The organism is Streptomyces subrutilus (assembly GCF_008704535.1).
Lineage (GTDB): Bacteria > Actinomycetota > Actinomycetes > Streptomycetales > Streptomycetaceae > Streptomyces > Streptomyces subrutilus.
The window spans coordinates 1,749,662-1,766,506 of record NZ_CP023701.1 but is presented as its reverse complement, the minus strand read 5'-3'; the positions used below and the strand labels follow the sequence as shown (position 1 = coordinate 1,766,506).

Genomic DNA, 16,845 nt, shown 5'->3' with positions numbered 1-16,845 from the left:
GGCCGGCTAGGGGACCGGCAGGGGCGCCGGGCCCGGCGTGGGGGACGGCGCCGCGGGCGGGGTCGGGTGCGGACTTGCGGGAGGGCATGGGGACTCCACGGTGAGGGGCTTGGGCGCCGCGCGCCGGACGAAGCCGAGGCAGCTGCCTCCGGCGGCGATCGTCAGGAAGAACATCCCGGCGAACATCGGGAAGCTGAGGGCGTCGAAGGTGGCGCTGCTGACCAGGGCGACGAGGGCCGAAGCGAAGAACGCCTGCCCCAGCTCCCGGTCCGACTCGGTCCGCGCCAGCCTGCGGATGGCGCCGCCCTGGTGGATGCCGGTGAAGAAGAGCAGCAGGAGCGCCAGCATCCCCACGAGGCCCATCTCGGCCAGGGTCAGCATGTACTGGTTGTCGGTGAAGAAGTAGAGCTCGGGCAGGAAGGTGCCGAACCCCCGTCCGAACAGCGGGCGTTCGCCCAGGTAGGGGAGGATCGCGCTGTACTTCACGGTGCGCGCCTGCGTGCTGCTGTCGGAGTTGGCCAGGAAGGACGCGAACAGCGTGGTGATCGTGCCGAGCAGACCCGGGACGACCACCTTGAAGCAGGCCACCGAACCCAGCAGCAGCCCGATCGCCGTCCAGCGCCGCTGCGGCTTCCAGCGCGGCACCATCACCAGGATCACGATGAGCGCCCCGATGATGGACGTCCGCGACACCGTCAGCGGCAGCGCGCCGCCCATCAGCGCGACCGGCGCCCAGCGGCGCCAGCCGCTCAGGTGCCGGCGGACGGGATCGAAGGCCTGCTGCACGGCGAAGGGCAGCAGCAGCGCCAGCATCCCGCCGAACTCCAGCGGCTGAGCCGTGGTCGACCGGGGCCGGGTGAACGAGCCGCGGTCCAGGGTGGTGATCTGCGGGACGCTCGACGACAGGCCGGGGAGGGAGATGTGGTCGGCGATGTTCGTCGCGGTGAAGAAGTCGTAGTAGCCGATGGCCGCGACCACCGCCCCCATCACGACGGCCCGGCGCAGCAGGGCGTCGAGACGGGCCCGGTCCTGGACGCCCGCGGAGACGAGCACCACCAGGGACACCCAGACCAGCAGCCCGATCAGCCCGCGGTCCGCGCTCAGGACCTCCTTGTGCGTGGCCCCGCGCGTCGCGTTGGCGAGGTACGAGCCCAGCACCGCGAGGGCCAGCAGGCAGAGCACCACCCGGGGCAGCCGGGTCCCCGCGGGCGGCCGGATGCGGCCCGTGATCCAGGTCGCCAGGTACCAGAGCAGGCCGAGGATCGCGAACACGTTCGCCGGGGTGCCCACCCCGCCCAGACCCGGCAGCGTCAGGTTCGACGGGATGAAGAAGGCCAGCGCCACATAGCCGGTGAGCACGGCGGTCGCGTCCAGCGGCCTGCCCCGCGGCCGTCTGCGGCGCCGGGGCGCCGGACCCGCGCCCGGGACGGCCGAGCCGTCCGGGACGCCGGCGGGCCCCTCGGCGCCGGCCGCCACGACCGCCGCGGCGGCCCGCCGGCGCCGGACGGCCACCACCAGGGTCTCCGTCACGAACGACAGGGCGAAACCGGACGCTGTGCCGACGATGACGACGCCCAGTACCTGCTGGTAGCGGCTCTTCAGCTGCGGCACCGGCGTCTGCGGCAGCACCACGGGCGCGGTCTGCACGAAGTACGCGGGCTGGACCTCCGCCGCCGCCTGCAGCGCGTCGAGCTGCTCCCCGGCGAAGACGGTCAGGGTGTTCGTCTCCTTGAGCACCTTCGCCCGGTCGGTCCCGGTGACGGTCAGCGTGAGCATCGGGCCCGAGGTGTTCGCGGCGAAGCCGACCGTGTAGGGGTCGCTGACGCCCAGGCCCCGCAGGTCCCGCGCCGCGTCGGTCCCCGACAGGGTCCGGATCAGCACGTCCGCCGTCACGACCAGTGCGCCGCCCGCGTTGGAGATCGGGTTGCCGAAGGCGGGGGCGAGCTCGGCCACCGCCGTGGAGTCCAGCAGCGCCACCGAGCTCTGCGACTGGTAGGACACCGGGACCGAGCGGTACATGTGCAGCCCCGCGAGGAGGCCGAGCACCGTCAGCGGCACCATCACGTACCAGCGGCGGCGCAGCACCGCGCCTATCTCGCCGATGGTCACGAACGCCCCCGCGAGGTAAGGGAATTGATGGCGGTCTCTCCATTGAGCTGGGAGGATCGGGGGTGACGGAAGGAAGTCCCTTGACGCCTGGTGAGTTGGTCCGCGCGCTGCGCCGGCGCTGGTACGTCCTGGTCGTGGCGCTGCTGCTGGCGGCCGCCGGAGCCCTCCAGGTCCTGCGCCCCGACCCGACGTACGTGAGCACGGCGATCGTCGTGCTCAAACCGCCGGTGACCGGCAGCCAGCCCAACCAGCTCGCCAACCTCCAGCCGCCGCTCGCGGCCGTGTCCTACGCGGCCGTGCGCCAGCTGGAGTCGCCCGCGGGGGCGGCCGAACTGAGGGCCGCCGGGGTCGGCGGCACCTACCGGATGATCCCGCGCAACAGCGGCACCAGCGTCACCCCCCGCTACCTGATCCCCTCCCTCCAGGTGCAGGCCGAGCACTCCGACCCCGCCGCGGCCGACGCGGCCGCCCGCACGGTCATCGAGGTCTACACGAAGCACCTGGCGGACCTGCAGACGCAGCAGGGCATCCCGGACCGGGCGCGGATGAGCGTGGACCTCCTCGTGCCGCCCGCGGCGGCCGCCCAGACCGGGACCAAGAGCCGCGCCCTGGCCGGGGTGGCCCTGCTGGCGGCCGTCGCCTCGGTGGCCGGCGCCCTGTGGACCGACCGGCTCCTGGCGCGCCGCCGGCGCCGGCGCGAGGGCGCCGGCGCCGGCGGCGGACACCCGGCCGCCGGGGACCGGGTACCGGCCGGCGCGGCGTCCCGCTGACGCAGCGGGACTCCGGGCCGGCCGGGCCGAACGGACAGGACGGTGGTGCGGGTCGTTCATCAGATCCCTCGGCGTTCCCAGGACTTCCACCACAGCCACTCGCGCCCGCGGTCGGCGACCGCCGAGAGCACCAGCGGCTGGAGGTACGGCATGGCGCGCGCGCCGACGCGCCGGCGCCGGAGCAGCGCCCGGTACTCGCCGAGCTCGGCGTAGCCCGGCAGGCACTGCGCGGCGAACCCGACGAGCTCGTCCACGGGCACCACGTCCGTGCGCCCCCGGTCGTACGCCCGGTAGGCGCGCCGCAGCGCGTACCGGGCGAGCCGGGTGCGCGCCGCCAGCGACAGCGCGTCGGCCTGCGGGAGCAGGTCCCCGCATTTGTCGAGCACCGAGTCGAAGGCGACCAGCCGCTGGCGCAGGTCGTCCAGTTGCCCGCCGAAGTCCGTGGTGGACATGTTGTTCCCGTGGACCCGGTAGAAGGCCTGGTCGGCCCCCCGGACATAGCCGACGTCGGCGTGGGCCGCGAGCCGCATCCACATCTCGATGTCACCCGCGTGCGGCAGCTGCGGATCGTAGCCCCCCACCTTGCGCTGGAGGGCGGTGCGCACCACCACCTCCGGCGAGGTGATGCACCCGGTGCCCTCGCGGAAGCGCCGCTCCAGCCACCACTGCCCGGGGTAGACCACGGACCCGGTGGCCCGGGTGCGGGCCGCGGGCAGCGGGCCGCCGTGCCGGAAGCGCAGCGGCCGGCCGTAGCAGAAACCGGCCTCCGGGTGGGCGTCGAGCACGGCGGCGGAGCGGGCCAGGGCCCCGGGGACCAGCCGGTCGTCCGCCGAGAGGAGGGCGACGTAGTCCCCGTCGGCCCACTCCAGCAGGCCCTCGTTGTAGGTGGCGATGTGGCCCCGGTTGCGCTCGTGGACCCGCACCTCGATGCGCGGGTCGCCGGCGGCCAGGGCGCGCGCGACGTCCGCGGAGTCGTCGGGCGAGGCGTCGTCGATGATCAGGACCCGGACGTCGACGCCCGGCTGCTCGTCGAGGACGCTGCGGACGCAGTCGGCCAGGAAGTGGCCGTACTTGTAGCAGGGGATCACCACGCTGACGGTGCTCACCGGCCGGTCACCTCCGTCGCCGCGTCGTCCGACTGCTTGGAGGCCGGCAGCGAGGTCGTGAAGACCGGGCCGACCCAGTAGTTCACCGAGCCGAAGGTGTTCGTCGGGAACGCGCTCGCCGACCCGTACGCGTAGAGGCCGTTCGCGCCTCCGCTGCCGTCGGCCGGGGCGACCAGCGGGTAGGAGCGGTGCGCGGCGCCGAAGTAGCCGCCGTCGACCGAGTACCGGCCGTTCGGCGCGTGGTAGGAGGCCACGTACGTGGTGCCCGCGGTGACCGCCACCGGGGTGGCGAAGTGGAGCTGCTGCCAGCCCGAGAGCGTCTCGCTGCCGAAGGTGCCGGTGGCCAGCAGGGTGCCGGTGGCCGACCAGAGGCTGCCGGTGTGCACCCCGGTGTTGCCCGGGCCCTTGTAGAAGGTGACGCCGGTGACGTAGCCGCCCACCGCCGACTGGAAGCGCGTGCCCAGCTCCACGGAGTTGGTGTCGTCGCCCACGTTGGCGGTGCTCGGCTCGGTGCCCGCCCCCCACAGGGTGCAGGGGCAGGTGACGGCCGGGGGACTGGTGCTGGTGGTGAAGGTCCACGTCACGGGCGCCGCCATGGTGTTGCCCCACAGGTCGGCGGCCTGCACCGAGGCCGTGTAGGTCGCGTTCAGGGCGAGCTCGCCGGCCGGGGTGAAGGTGGCGCTGTTCGAGGCGCCGAGGACCTTCGAACCCGGGACGGCGGCCCCGGCCGAGTCCTTGAGCGTGAACACCAGGGTGTCCGCGTCGATGCCCTCGCTGAAGGTGGCCTTCACCGTCGAGGTGATCGAGGTGCCGGTCGCGGCCGACTGCGGGGTGGTCGCGGTCACCGAGGGGGGCGTGGTGCTCGCGGTCGAGGTGTCCAGGACCGCGTCCACCCAGTAGTTGCTGCCCGAGGAGGCCGTGGACGGGAAGCCGCCGGCGCTGCCGTAGCGGTAGACGCCGTTGCCGCCGTCGGTGCCGCTGCGCAGCGCGGTGAGCGGGGCCAGCCCGGCGTCGGCCGAGGCGAAGGTGGTGTCGTGGGAGTAGCCCCCGTTGGGTGCGAAGTAGGAGGCGATGTAGGTGGTGTTGGCCTTGACCGGGACAGGCGAGGAGAAGTTCAGCTGCTGCCAGCCGGACGCCGTCTCGTTGGTGAAAGTACCGGTGGCCAGCCGCTGGCCGCTGCTGCTCCACAGGCTGCCGGTGTGCGTCCCGGTGTTGGCCGGCGACTTGTAGAACCGGACGCCGGTGATGGAGCCCTGCGCCGAGGAACGGATCTTGACGCCGAGCTCGACGGAGCTGCCGTCACCGGCGTTGACCGTGCCCGGCACGGCGGCGGCCGGCCACACGGTGCAGGGGCACTGCTGGGGTCCGACGGTCAGCGGCACGGTGGTGGTGGCGCCCGTGTTGACGCTGTCGTCCACCGCGCGCACCTTGATCTGCACCGCGCCGGGGGCGGTGGGGGTCCACTTGTAGCTCCACGAGCCGATGCCCGTGGTCGCCTTCCAGGTGGTCCCGCCGTCGGTGGAGACCTCCACGCGGGCGACGACCCCGCCGCCGGTGTCCGCCGTGGTGCCGGTGACGGTCACCGGACGCAGCGCCGGTACGGTGGCGCCCGCCGCCGGGCTCGTCACCGTGACGGCGGGGCCGACGGTGTCGGTGGAGGCGGCGGCCGTGACCAGGTCGGACTGGAGGGTCCTGGGCTGCACGCCCATGTCCGCGAAGACGTTGACCGTGGCCTGCTGCATCCGCTTGTCCGCGGTGACCACGGTGTCGTCCGGGTTGTTGGTGGGCATGTTGGTCAGCCCCCAGGACCACTGCACCGTGCCGGCGCCGAAGACCAGCGCGCGCGAGGTCTGGTCCCGGAAGGCGACCAGGCTGTGCGTGGCGGTGCCGTTGCCGTACGTGTTGCCGTAGTCGAGCCGCAGCTTGCCGTCGTCGATGTCGACCGTGGTGGACGACATCCGGATCTGGCCCGGCGGCCGCCCGGCGTCCTCCACGTCGGCGTCCCATTCGTAGCCGAGCGTGCCCACCGGGAAGGTCGCGGTCTGGGAGGGGGTCAGGTTCGCCACCGTGGTACCGCGCCACAGGCGCATCTTGGCGTAGGCGCCCGGCACGGTGATCGCGTCGCTGCGGTAGCCGTTCACCGTGAACAGCGAGCCGGTCAGCTGGTTCTGCGGCTGGAACGGACGCCCGTTCGTGGCGCTCGCCGGGTCCATGAACGTGCCCGTCCAGATGCCGCTCGGGTCGGGCACGCCGTTGGGCTGCGGGAAGGACAGCTTGGTCTCCTTGTAGCAGACCAGGGTCCGGTTGGCGGTGTTGGCGCCGTCGATGCTCGGGGCGAGCCGGGTCTTCCAGAAGACCTCGTTGCCGCTGAAGTACGTCTGGTGCATCCCGGCGCGGCGTGCGCCCAGCGCGTTGGTGAACTGGTCCTGGGTCCAGTACTCGTCGTGGCCCGAGGACATGAACACCTTGTGGTTGCCCAGCAGTTGGGCGCCGCGTGTCGACATGTCGATGCCGGACATGTAGCTGACGTCGTAGCCGTTGCGCTCCAGCCAGGCGATCATCTGGTACTCGGACCCGTAGATCCCGTTCTCCCCGCCGATGTCCATCGGCCGGTTGTAGCTCACCTCGTACGCGCGGCCGTCCGGCGCGGGCCCGCCGCCGTCGTAGAGGTCCTGGCCGCCGTAGTTGTTGTACGCCTGCCAGGTCTGGTCGCTCGTCTGGACGATTATGTCGGAGCGGCTGGAGTCGTTGCGGACGACGAACGGGTAGGGCATCACCCCGTTGCCGTCCGCCTGGTCGAAGTTGGCGATGTACAGGCCGGACACGGCGTCGGAGGGCACGCTCCACGTGGCCGTGACCGGCCAGTTGCCGCAGTCGACCAGGCCGGTGGCCGGCTTGGTGGTGCAGCTGCGCGGACTGCCGCCCGACGCGACGTTCGCCGGGTACGTCTGGGCCGCCTGGGCGGGGGTCGACAGCATGCGGGCGCCGTCGCCCGCGTAGTGGCCCAGCCGGTAGACCGACACCCGGTAGGGGGTCGGCGACTGGACCTTGAACTGCACCGTGTCGCCGGCCTGCACGCTCATCTGGGCACTGAAGCCCTTGATGTCGCCGTACGCACTGGGTGCGAACCAGTCGGACATCGGCGTGCCCGGTTTGGAGTTCTCGCACACGATCGGGTTCGAGCCGGGACCGCACGGGTCGGCCGCAGCGCCGGCCACCGAGGCCGGCGGCAGGACCGTGGCCATCAGTACGGCGACCACGGTGAACAGACCGTACCGGAGCAACCTTGTCCGTTTGTTCATCTGGACCTCTTTTTTGGCGTCGGCCCGGGGCGTCAGCGCAGGGCGTCGGTGAGCGCGTCCACGACCCGCTGCTGCTGGGCGGCGGTGATCTGCGGGAAGAGCGGGAGGGAGAGCATCCGGTCGGCGGCCTCCTCGGCGTGCCGGAAGTCGCCGCGGGCGTGCCCGAGGTGGGCGAAGGCGGGGGTCAGGTGCACCGGGGCGGGATAGTGCACGCCCGCGCCGATGCCCTCCGCGTTGAGCTTGCCGACGACGGCGTCGCGGTCCGCCCCGGCCACCCGCACCACGTACAGGTGCCACACGTGCGCGTTGCCCCCGTCCGTGACCGGCAGGGTGACGCGCCCGGCGGCCGCCAGGCCGCCCAGCAGCGCGTCGTACCGGGCGGCGGCGGCCCGGCGGGCCTCGTTCCCGGCCGCCAGCAGGGCGAGCTTCGCGCGCAGCACCACGGCCTGCAGACCGTCCAGCCGGCTGTTGAACCCGGCCACGTCGTGGCGGTACTTCGCGGTGCCGCCGTGGTTGGCGAGCGCCCGCACCAGGTCGGCGGCCCGCGCGTCGTCGGTCACCACCGCGCCCGCGTCCCCGTACGCGCCCAGGTTCTTGCCCGGATAGAAGCTGGTCGACGCGATGCCGCCGGAGCCGGGGGAGCGGCCGTCGCGGGTCGCGCCCTGGCTCTGCGCGGCGTCCTCGACCACCCGGACGTGCGCCGGCAGCCCGGCCGCCAGCGCGGCGGTGTCGGCGCACTGCCCGTACAGGTGGACCGGGACCACCGCGCGGGTGGCCGGGCCGACCGCCTCCAGCGCGGCCCGCGGGTCCATCAGCAGGGTGTCGGGCAGGCAGTCGACCAGGACCGGCCGGGCGCCGATCCGGGCGACGGCGCCCGCGGTGGCGATGAAGGTGTTGGCGGGCAGCACCACCTCGTCGCCCACGCCCACCCCGCTCACCCGCAGGGCCAGTTCGAGGGCGTCCGTGCCGTTGGCCACGCCCACGCAGTGCGCGACCCCTGCGAACGCGGCGTACTCGCGCTCGAACGCCGCGACCTCCTCGCCGCCGATGAAGGCGGTGTTCGCCAGCACCCGGTCGAATCCGGCGCCCAGGGCGTCGGCCACCTCGGCGTGCGCCGCCTTCAGGTCCACGAGCGGTATCTGGTTCATCTGACTGTGCTCCCCATCCGTGTCTCCGGCCCCCGGCCGGACTTCTCGCCATCGGCCCGCAGCGCGTCCAGCGCCGGACCGTCCGCCTCGCGCAGCCGGCGGGCCGGGCTCCCCGCCCACACCTCGCCGGCCGGCACGTCCCCCAGGACCGTGCTCCCCATCCCGGTCAGCGACCAGGCGCCGACCGTCGTGTGCTCGCGGACCAGCGCGCCCGCGCCCACGTACGCCCCCCGCTCCACCCGCACCCCGCCGCCCAGCCGGACGCCGGAGGCGAGCGTGGCGAAGTCCTCCACCACGTCGTCGTGGGTCAGCACCGCCTGCGGCATCACCGCCACGTGGGCGCCGACCCGCACGGCCGCCGTCAGCACGCAGTGCGCCAGCAGCACCGAACCCGCCCCGAGGACCGAGGACCCCGACACCGCCGCCGCGGGGTGCACCACCGTCGCGTACCGCTGCTCCGGCAGGTCCAGCCGCCGCACCAGGCGGGCCCGTACGGCGTAGTCGCGCGGACTGCCCACGCACACCACCACCCGGGCCCGCGGCCGCTCGCGCACCAGGCCGCAGCCGCCCAGCACCGGCACCCCGTCGACCTCCCGGCCGTGCAGGGCCGGGTCGTCGTCGAGGTGCCCGGCCAGCCGCCACCGCGGGGCGCGCCCGTCGGCCAGGTCCACGGCGGCCGCGTCCCGCACGGCCTGCGCGGTCTCCCGGGCGAAGCCGCCCGCGCCGACGATCAGCAGGTCCTCGGCCCCCGGGCCGCTCATCCGCCGGCCGCCCCGCGCAGCGCCGCCACCACCCGGTCCTGCTGCCCGTCCGTCATCGTGTGGAAGAGCGGCAGGATCAGCGAGTCGCGGCTGATCCGCTCGGTCACCGGCAGCGCGGCCGCGCCGTGCCCGGCGTACGCGGGCTCCAGGTGCGAGGCCATGATGCCGCGCCGGGCCGAGATCCCGGCCTCGGCGAGCAGCGCGAGCAGCGCGTCCCGACCGACCGGGAAGTCCTCGGCCAGCAGCACCCAGTACGACTGGAAGTTGCCCTGCCCGTGGGCGGGGTCCCGGACCGGTGAGAGGCCCGGCACCGTGCGCAGCAGCTCCGCGTACCGGGCGGCGAGCTGCCGCCGCCGGGCCACGATGGCGTCCAGCCGGTCCAGCTGCACCAGGCCGACCGCGGCCTGGATGTCGGTCATCCGGTAGTTGTAGCCGACCTCCAGGTAGCTCTCGACGATCGGTGTGCAGCTCGCGTGCCGCTGCGCGGCGGACACGTTCATGCCGTGCTCGCGCAGCCGCCGCAGCCGCTCCGCCCACCGAGCGTCGTCCGTGGTGAGCATTCCGCCCTCGCCGGTGGTGATCACCTTGCGCGGGTGGAAGGACCAGGCGGCCAGCAGCGCGCCCCGGCCCACGGACTTGCCGCCCACCGTGGCCCCGATGCCGCAGGCGGCGTCCTCGACGAGCGCGACGTCCCAGTCGGCGCAGGCCGCCCGCAGCGCGTGCACGTCCGCGGGCACCCCGCCCTGGTGGACGGCGATCACCGCCTTCGTCCGGGGCGTGCGGACGGCGTCCACGGTGTCGGGGGTCAGGTTGCCGGTGGCCTCCTCGACGTCCGCGAAGACCGGCCGGGCGCCGACGTAGCGCACCGCGTTGGCCGTGGCGATGAACGACAGGGAGGGCACGACGACCTCGTCGCCCGGACCGAGGTCCAGCGCGATCAGCGCCAGGTGCAGGGCCGTGGTGCACGAGCTGACCGCGATGCCGTGCTCGGCGCCGACCCGCTCCGCGAAGGCCCGCTCGAAGGCGGCGACGCGCGGTCCCTGCGCGACCCAGCCGGACAGCACCGCGTCGGCGGCGGCCCGCGCCTCCGCCTCGCCCAGCCACGGCACCATCACCGGGATGCGGTCCGCGGCCGCCGGGTCCGGGGCGCTCATCGGCCGGCCTCCCCCGCGGGGACGGGGGCGCCGGCTGCGGTGTCCGCGGCGGTGTCGGCCGCGCGCTCGGCCCGCCACCAGTCCACCAGGTCCCGCAGCCCGTCGCGCAGGCCGATCTCCGCGGTGAAGCCGAGCCCCTCCGCGGCCCGCGAGGTGTCCGCGAGGCGCCGGGTCACCCCGTTCACGGCGCGGGCCGGGCCGTGCTCCGGGACCAGCCCGTCGGCGCCCATCGCCTCCAGCAGGCCGAGGGCCAGGCCCAGCAGGCTGGTCTCGGTGCCGCTCGCCACGTTGAACACCTCGTCGGTCCGCTCCGACTCGGCCGCCAGCAGGTTGGCGCGCGCGATGTCCCGGACGTGGACGAAGTCCATCGTCTGCGTGCCGTCGCCGAGGATCAGCGGCGGTTCGCCCGCCGCGATCCGCTCCATCCAGCGGATGAGCACCTCGGTGTACAGCCCGTGGATGTCCATCCGGGGCCCGTACACGTTGAAGTAGCGCAGCGCCACGTAGTCCAGCCCGTACATGGAGTGGAAGCTGCGCAGCACGCCCTCGTTGAAGGCCTTCGCCGCGCCGTAGAACGTGTCGTTGTTGTACGGGTGGTGGCGCTCGGTGGTCGGGAAGGCCTCCGCCAGCCCGTAGACCGAGGCCGAGGACGAGGCGATCACCTTGCCCACCCCGGCCGCGGCCGCCGCCTCCAGCACGTTGAACGTGCCGTCGACCATGACCTCGTTGGCCAGCCGCGGCTCCTCCGCGCACTGGGTGATCCGGATCGCCGCCAGGTGGAAGACCAGGTCGGCGCCCTCCGTCGCCTTGCGCACCGCCGCCACGTCGCGGATGTCGCCCTCGACGACGTCCACCACGCCGCTGGGCAGGGCCCGGGCCAGGTTCGCCGTCCGGCCCCGGACGAAGTTGTCGAGCACCACGATCTCGCGTGCCCCGTTGTCCACCAGCAGGTCCACCAGGTGCGAGCCGATCGTGCCCGCTCCGCCGGTGACCAGAATCCTCTTGCCTCGTACGCTGCTCAACGCCCTGCCCCTACTGAGTCGGTCGTGGTGTTCCGTGCGGTGCCCGGCCCTGCCGCACGCGGCGGCGGTCCCGGTGGCGGCCGGTGCGGCCGCCCCTGCGGCGCCCGTGTCCGGGCGGTGCGGACGGTCAGCGCCCGGTGCGCAGTCCGACGACCGCGCCGCGGAACTCCAGGCTCCGGGAGGCCGCTTCGAGGATGTCCAGCACCTGGAGGCCGGCCCGGCCGTCGGTCAGCGCCGGGCGGCCCGTCCTGATCGCCGCGGCGAACTCCTCGACCATGCTGCGCAGCGCCTCCTTCTCGCCGAGGGCGGGCGCGACCATGTCACCGGTGCGGTAGGAGACGAGCATGTCGCGGCGCTCGTCCACCCCGATCTCCTGCGGCGCGGTCAGGTCCACCCCGCGGTCGAACACCGCCACGCGCTGGGTGGGGTTGAGGTCGTCCCACACCAGGGTCCGCTTGGAGCCGCCGACCATGGTGGTCCGCACCTTCGTCGGGGACAGCCAGTTGACGTGCACGTGCGCGATGGCCCCGGTGTTCAGCTGCAGCGTCAGGTAGGCCACGCAGGACTGCCCGGCCCCGATCGGGTCCGCGCCGTGCGCGGCGACCGCCACCGGCCGGACGTGGTCCGGGAGGATGAAGTCGAGGACCGACAGGTCGTGGGGGGCCAGGTCCCACAGGACGTCGACGTCCTTCTGCACCAGCCCCAGGTTGATCCGCACCGAGTCGACGAACTGGATGTCGCCGAGTTCGCCGGCGCGCACCATCTCCCGGATGCGGGCGACCGCCGGGGTGTAGCAGTACGTGTGGTCGCACATGAGGGTGAGGCCGCGCTCCTCGGCCTCGGTCACCAGGGCCAGACCGTCCTCGTACGTGGCGGCCAGCGGCTTCTCCACCAGGACGTGCTTCCCGGCGCGCAGGGCGGCCAGTGCGACGTCCAGGTGGGTGCCGGCCGGGGTGGCCACGGCGACCGCCTCGACGGCCGGGTCGGCCAGGACCGCCGCGTAGTCCGCGGTCGCCTGCACCGTGGAGTAGCCGCCGAGCACCTGGCGGGCCCGGTCCACGTTCAGGTCGCAGAGCCAGTGGAGCCGGAACTCCGGACTGGACTGGAAGTTGCGGACCAGATTGGGACCCCAGTACCCGGCGCCGACCACGGCCACGCCTAACGGTGCCGAAGGCTCCTGCCCGGCGGTGCCGGCGGCCCCGTCCGCGTCCTTCGCGGTGTGCTTCACAGCGTTACCCCTTCCTTCCGCGCACGCCGGACGGCGTGCCGCCACCTCGGGGCCGGGGCACGTGTGATGGAGGGAAACGCCGTCGACGGCACACGTCGGGCGCGGGTGGCGCCCGTACGTGCCCTGCCCAACGGTGATGGCCCCCCACAACCGATGCTCTGCGTGATCCGCGTGCTTCCGCCCCCCGGCCGCCCCGGCGCCCCTCGCGCCGGTCCGGCCCCGGGTCGGGCTGCGTGTTCCCCCAAGCAGCCGAACCCCTGCCGTCCCACCTGTTCCGGACGTATTCCGGCATCACCGAAGCACGCCGAATCCGGTCGGCTCCGCTCAATCTAGACCACCAGGCCTACGCCCGGGGAGAGTTGAGGGAAACGTTCGGCGCCGGTCTCCGACCGTGCATACTGCCCGGGTGACCAGCATCGTGATACCGGCCCACAACGAGGGCCGGGTCATCGGCCGGCTCCTCGACGAGCTCCTCGCCGACACCTCCGCCGCCTTACCCGCCGCAACCTCCGCACCCTCCGGGGCCGGTGCCCAGACCACCGACAGCACCGACATCGTCGTGGTGTGCAACGGCTGTACGGACGACACCGCCCGGGTGGCGGGCGCGCGCGGACCGCGGGTCCGGGTGGTCGAGATCCCGACCCCCTCCAAGCACGAGGCGCTCCGCGTGGGCGACGCGCACGCCCGGGGCTTCCCCCGGCTCTACGTGGACGCCGACGTCGTCTTCGGCTCCGCCGGTGTCCGGGCCCTGTCCGCGGCCCTCGCCGACCGGCCCGACCTGCTCGCCGCGGCCCCCGGCCGCGACATCCCGCTGACCGGCTGCGCCTGGCCGGTACGGGCGTACTACGGGGTGTGGCAGCGGCTGCCCGCCGTCCGCGAGGGCCTGTTCGGACGCGGGGTCATCGCGGTCTCCGAACGCGGGCACGCGCGGATCGCCGCCCTGCCCCCGCTGATGGCCGACGACCTCGCCGCGTCCCTCGCCTTCGGCCCGGGGGAGCGGCGCGTGGTCGAGACGGCGCGGGTCGTCGTCCACCCGCCGCGGACCTGGTCCGACCTGATCAGGCGGCGGGTCCGGGCGGCGACCTCCTCGGCGCAACTGGAACACGCGCAGGCCGCCGGGGCCGCCGGGGCGCCCGCCGCGGACGCCGCCGCGGCGCAGCCGGTGGCCTCCGCCCGCACCGGCACCGCGGACCTGCGTGCCCTGCTGCGCGCCCAACCCGGCCTGTTCCCCGGGGTCGTGGTGTTCCTGGCGGCGGCCGTGGTCGCGCGCAGGGGAGCGCGCAGGGCCGTCCGCACGGGCGACTTCTCCACCTGGCTGCGGGACGAGAGCAGCCGCCGGGGCTGAACGGGCCCGGCCCGACGGCCGGACGGGGAGCCGCGCCGGACGCCACCGTCGAGGGTGCGGCACCACGGCCGCGGCACCGGCGCGCGTACCCGGCCCGGCGCCCTGACCGATGCCCGCACGCCCCCGGCGGTCCGGGCCGCGGCGACCGGCCGGATCGTGCCCTACGCGTCACCCGTGTCCGGTACAACCAGTATGTTCCACACCGCAGTTCGAGTGTCCGACACCGCCGCCACCGGGAGCTCCAGAGCATGTACCTCGCGGACCGCTCCGCGCCCGCCGGGGCGCACACCGACCCGGAGCCGGGCGCCGGCCCGGACCCGGGCGCGTCACCGGGCGGCCCCGGCGCCGGACGGCGGGCGCGCGCGGTCGCCCCGGCCGTGCTCGCGCTGGGCGCGGTCAGCCTGATCACCGACGTCTCCTCCGAGATGGTCACCGCCGTCCTGCCCCTGTACCTCGTCGCCGGGCTCGGCCTGAGCCCCCTGGGGTTCGGCGCGCTCGACGGCCTGTACAACGGCGTCAGCGCACTGGTGCAGCTGACCGGCGGGCACCTCGCCGACCGGGTCCGCAACCACAAGCTGATCGCCGGGATCGGCTACGGACTGTCCGCCCTGTGCAAACCGCTGCTGCTGTTCGCCCACACCCTGGGCCCGATCAGCGTGATCCTCGCGCTGGAACGCACCGGCAAGGGTCTGCGCACCGCCCCGCGCGACGCGCTGATCTCCCTGTCCACCCCACCGGAGTCGCAGGGCCGCGCCTTCGGCGTCCACCGGGCGCTGGACACCACCGGCGCCCTCCTCGGCCCCCTCGCCGCCTTCCTCATCCTGAGCGTGGCGGTCGACGGCTACGACGCGGTGTTCGGCGTCAGCGCCTGCGTCGCGGTGCTCGGCGTGGTGGTCCTGATGCTCTTCGTCCCCTCCGCCACGGCACCCTCCACCAAGGCCCCGCCCACCAAGGCCGGTCCCCCCGGGGCCCCGCCCGGCACGGCGCCGCCGGCCGCCGGGGTGCGGGAGGCGCTGGCCCTGCTGCGGCTGCCCCGGCTGCGGGCGCTGGCGGTCTGCGCGGCCCTGCTCGGCCTGACCACCGTCAGCGACGCGTTCCTGTACCTGCTGCTGCAACGCCGTACCGGGATCGCCGAGCAGTGGTTCCCGCTGCTGCCGCTCGGCACCGCGGCCGTGTTCCTGCTGCTCGCCGTGCCCGCCGGGGCCCTCGCCGACCGGATCGGCCGGCGCACCGTCTTCCTGGCCGGACACGCCCTGCTGCTGACCGGGTACGGGCTGCTGCTGTGGGCCCCCGCCCGGCCGGCGCTGCCCTTCCTCGTGCTCGCACTGCACGGCCTGTTCTACGCCGCCACCGACGGGGTGCTGCCGGCCGCCGTCGCCGCCACCGTCCCCCGCGAGCTGCGCGCCACCGGGATGGCCCTCGTCGGCACCGGCCAGGCCCTGGCCCGGTTCGGCTGCTCGCTGGCCGTCGGCGCCGCCTGGACCCTCTGGGGCACCGGCCCGGCGCTCGCCGCCGCCTCGGCGGGCCTGCTGTGCTGCGCCGTCGTCGCGGGCTTCGTCCTGCGACCGGACCCGGCTCCGGGAGCGCGTCCGGACCCGGACCCGGCCCCGGACGACCCGCCCACCGCCGGCGATCCGCCCGCCCCCGCACCGCACCGCACACCCCGAGGACCCCGATGACCCCGCTGCGCCGCCTGCTCGTCCTGCTCGCCGCGGTCCTCGTCCTCGGCGGACTGGCCGCCGCGCTCGTCCTGCGCGCCGCCTCCCGCGCCGACCGGCCGCAGGAGGGCGGCCCGGCCACCGCCGCCGGCAGCGTCCCGCTGACCGGCCCCGACGACCGGCTCGCCTTCCTCAACGGCGCCCCGGGCCCGCACCGCGGCGCCCTCGTCTCGGTCCCCGCCGACGAGCCCCGGGCCGTACGCACCGCCTCCGGCCTCACCTGCCAGCGCTTCCACGCCGCCGCGGGGACCGGGGTGTGCCTGAGCTCCACCCCGGGCGCGCTGGCCCAGGAGAACCGGGCCCTGATCGTCGACGCGCAGCTGCGCACCCGGCGCGAGTTCCCGCTCGCCGGGACGCCCAGCCGGGCGCGCGTCTCGCCCGGCGGCCGGCTCGTCGCCTGGACCGTCTTCGTCTCGGGGGAGTCGTACGGAGCCGCCTTCTTCTCCACCCGTACCGCGATCCTGGACACCCGCACGTGGCGGCTGGAGGCCAACCTGGAGGAGTTCGCCATCTCCATGGACGGCAAGGACTACCGCTCCGGGGACGTGAACTTCTGGGGCGTCACCTTCGCCAAGGACGAGGACACCTTCTACGCCACGCTGGGCACGGCGGGCCGGACGCACCTGGTCAAGGGCTCCCTCTCGGCCCGCCGCGTCACCACTCTCGCCGAGAACGTCGAGTGCCCCTCCCTGTCCCCGGACGAGACCCGCATCGCGTACAAGAAGCGCGTCCTGCGCGGCGCCTCGCTCTGGCGCGAGCACGTCATGGACCTGAAGACGCTCCGCGACCACCCGCTCGCGGAGAAGCGCAGCGTGGACGACCAGGCCGCCTGGCTCGACGACGCCACCCTCGCCTACGCCCTCCCCACCGAGGGCGCCCCGGACAGCACCGACCTGTGGACCACCCCCGCGGACGGCACCGGCACCCCGCGGCTGCTGACCCCGGGCGCCTCCTCGCCCGCGCGCCTGCGCTGAGCGGGTGACGGATGACAGGTGAGGTGTGGCGGCTGACGGCCGGCGCCGCTCGCCCCGAGCGAAGCGGACTTAGAGGCTCCGTTTCGTGAGAACCGTTACATTCCTCCCCAAAACCCACTCGAAAGAGGAATCCTTATGTCCGGTAATTGTCGTATACGGGTCGCTGTCGCGGCCCGCGCCGCCCCCTCGACCGGGCGGCGCCCGAGGG

12 protein-coding genes are annotated in these 16,845 nt (G+C 74.4%); 4 read left to right on the top strand and 8 right to left on the bottom strand.

From position 1 onward, the window contains the following. Positions 1-6 precede the first annotated feature (6 nt). A complete protein-coding gene (locus CP968_RS07645; protein WP_150517275.1) occupies positions 7-2,109 on the bottom strand; it encodes an O-antigen ligase family protein in 2,103 nt (700 codons plus the stop codon). 80 nt (positions 2,110-2,189) lie between these two features. Between CP968_RS07645 and CP968_RS07640 the strand changes: the two genes are divergently transcribed. Beyond that, positions 2,190-2,879: a hypothetical protein gene (locus CP968_RS07640; RefSeq protein WP_189828849.1), complete on the top strand. Its 690-nt coding sequence runs from the start codon at positions 2,190-2,192 to the stop codon at positions 2,877-2,879. A gap of 59 nt (positions 2,880-2,938) precedes the next feature. Here the strand turns inward: CP968_RS07640 and CP968_RS07635 are convergent, their stop codons facing one another. The 7 genes from CP968_RS07635 to CP968_RS07605 form a co-directional block, all read right to left on the bottom strand. Next, the gene (locus CP968_RS07635; protein ID WP_150517274.1) at positions 2,939-3,985 is read right to left on the bottom strand and encodes a glycosyltransferase family 2 protein; all 1,047 of its coding nucleotides are present in this window, start codon (positions 3,983-3,985) and stop codon (positions 2,939-2,941) included. Then, entirely contained in the window at positions 3,982-7,287 is a 3,306-nt protein-coding gene (locus CP968_RS07630; RefSeq protein ID WP_150517273.1) for a DUF4082 domain-containing protein, read from the bottom strand. Before CP968_RS07630 ends, CP968_RS07635 begins: the two co-directional genes overlap by 4 nt. Before the next feature lie 32 nt (positions 7,288-7,319). Next, positions 7,320-8,435, bottom strand: coding sequence for a DegT/DnrJ/EryC1/StrS family aminotransferase (locus CP968_RS07625; protein WP_150517272.1), 1,116 nt, complete (start codon positions 8,433-8,435; stop codon positions 7,320-7,322). Further along, complete coding sequence (locus CP968_RS07620; protein ID WP_150517271.1) at positions 8,432-9,196, bottom strand: acetyltransferase; 765 nt, start codon at positions 9,194-9,196, stop codon at positions 8,432-8,434. Before CP968_RS07620 ends, CP968_RS07625 begins: the two co-directional genes overlap by 4 nt. After that, entirely contained in the window at positions 9,193-10,350 is a 1,158-nt protein-coding gene (locus CP968_RS07615) for a DegT/DnrJ/EryC1/StrS family aminotransferase (RefSeq protein WP_208835982.1), read from the bottom strand. The genes CP968_RS07620 and CP968_RS07615 overlap by 4 nt, the downstream gene beginning before the upstream one ends. Further along, positions 10,347-11,372 (bottom strand): NAD-dependent epimerase/dehydratase family protein, encoded by a 1,026-nt coding sequence (locus CP968_RS07610; RefSeq protein WP_150517270.1) that lies wholly within the window; start codon positions 11,370-11,372, stop codon positions 10,347-10,349. The genes CP968_RS07615 and CP968_RS07610 overlap by 4 nt, the downstream gene beginning before the upstream one ends. 127 nt (positions 11,373-11,499) lie before the next feature. Continuing rightward, entirely contained in the window at positions 11,500-12,600 is a 1,101-nt protein-coding gene (locus tag CP968_RS07605) for a Gfo/Idh/MocA family protein (protein WP_150517269.1), read from the bottom strand. A 406-nt stretch (positions 12,601-13,006) separates the two neighbouring features. On the opposite strand from CP968_RS07605, the gene CP968_RS07600 reads away from it, so the two are divergent. The 3 genes from CP968_RS07600 (at position 13,007) to CP968_RS07590 (ending at position 16,637) form a co-directional block, all read left to right on the top strand. Beyond that, positions 13,007-13,945: a glycosyltransferase family 2 protein gene (locus CP968_RS07600; RefSeq protein WP_150517268.1), complete on the top strand. Its 939-nt coding sequence runs from the start codon at positions 13,007-13,009 to the stop codon at positions 13,943-13,945. 248 nt (positions 13,946-14,193) lie between these two features. Next, complete coding sequence (locus CP968_RS07595) at positions 14,194-15,624, top strand: MFS transporter (protein WP_150517267.1); 1,431 nt, start codon at positions 14,194-14,196, stop codon at positions 15,622-15,624. Next, positions 15,621-16,637, top strand: a complete 1,017-nt coding sequence (locus tag CP968_RS07590) for a TolB family protein (RefSeq protein ID WP_150517266.1) — start codon at positions 15,621-15,623, stop codon at positions 16,635-16,637. Before CP968_RS07595 ends, CP968_RS07590 begins: the two co-directional genes overlap by 4 nt. Positions 16,638-16,845: the final 208 nt, after the last annotated feature.

Bases quoted from the DNA above. Each gene is read 5' to 3' on its own strand.
- CP968_RS07630 (WP_150517273.1), bottom strand. From the start codon at position 7,287: ATGAACAAACGGACAAGGTTGCTCCGGTACGGTCTGTTCACCGTGGTC.
- CP968_RS07590 (WP_150517266.1), top strand. From the start codon at position 15,621: ATGACCCCGCTGCGCCGCCTGCTCGTCCTGCTCGCCGCGGTCCTCGTC.
- CP968_RS07615 (WP_208835982.1), bottom strand. From the start codon at position 10,350: ATGAGCGCCCCGGACCCGGCGGCCGCGGACCGCATCCCGGTGATGGTG.
- CP968_RS07625 (WP_150517272.1), bottom strand. From the start codon at position 8,435: ATGAACCAGATACCGCTCGTGGACCTGAAGGCGGCGCACGCCGAGGTG.
- CP968_RS07595 (WP_150517267.1), top strand. From the start codon at position 14,194: ATGTACCTCGCGGACCGCTCCGCGCCCGCCGGGGCGCACACCGACCCG.
- CP968_RS07620 (WP_150517271.1), bottom strand. From the start codon at position 9,196: ATGAGCGGCCCGGGGGCCGAGGACCTGCTGATCGTCGGCGCGGGCGGC.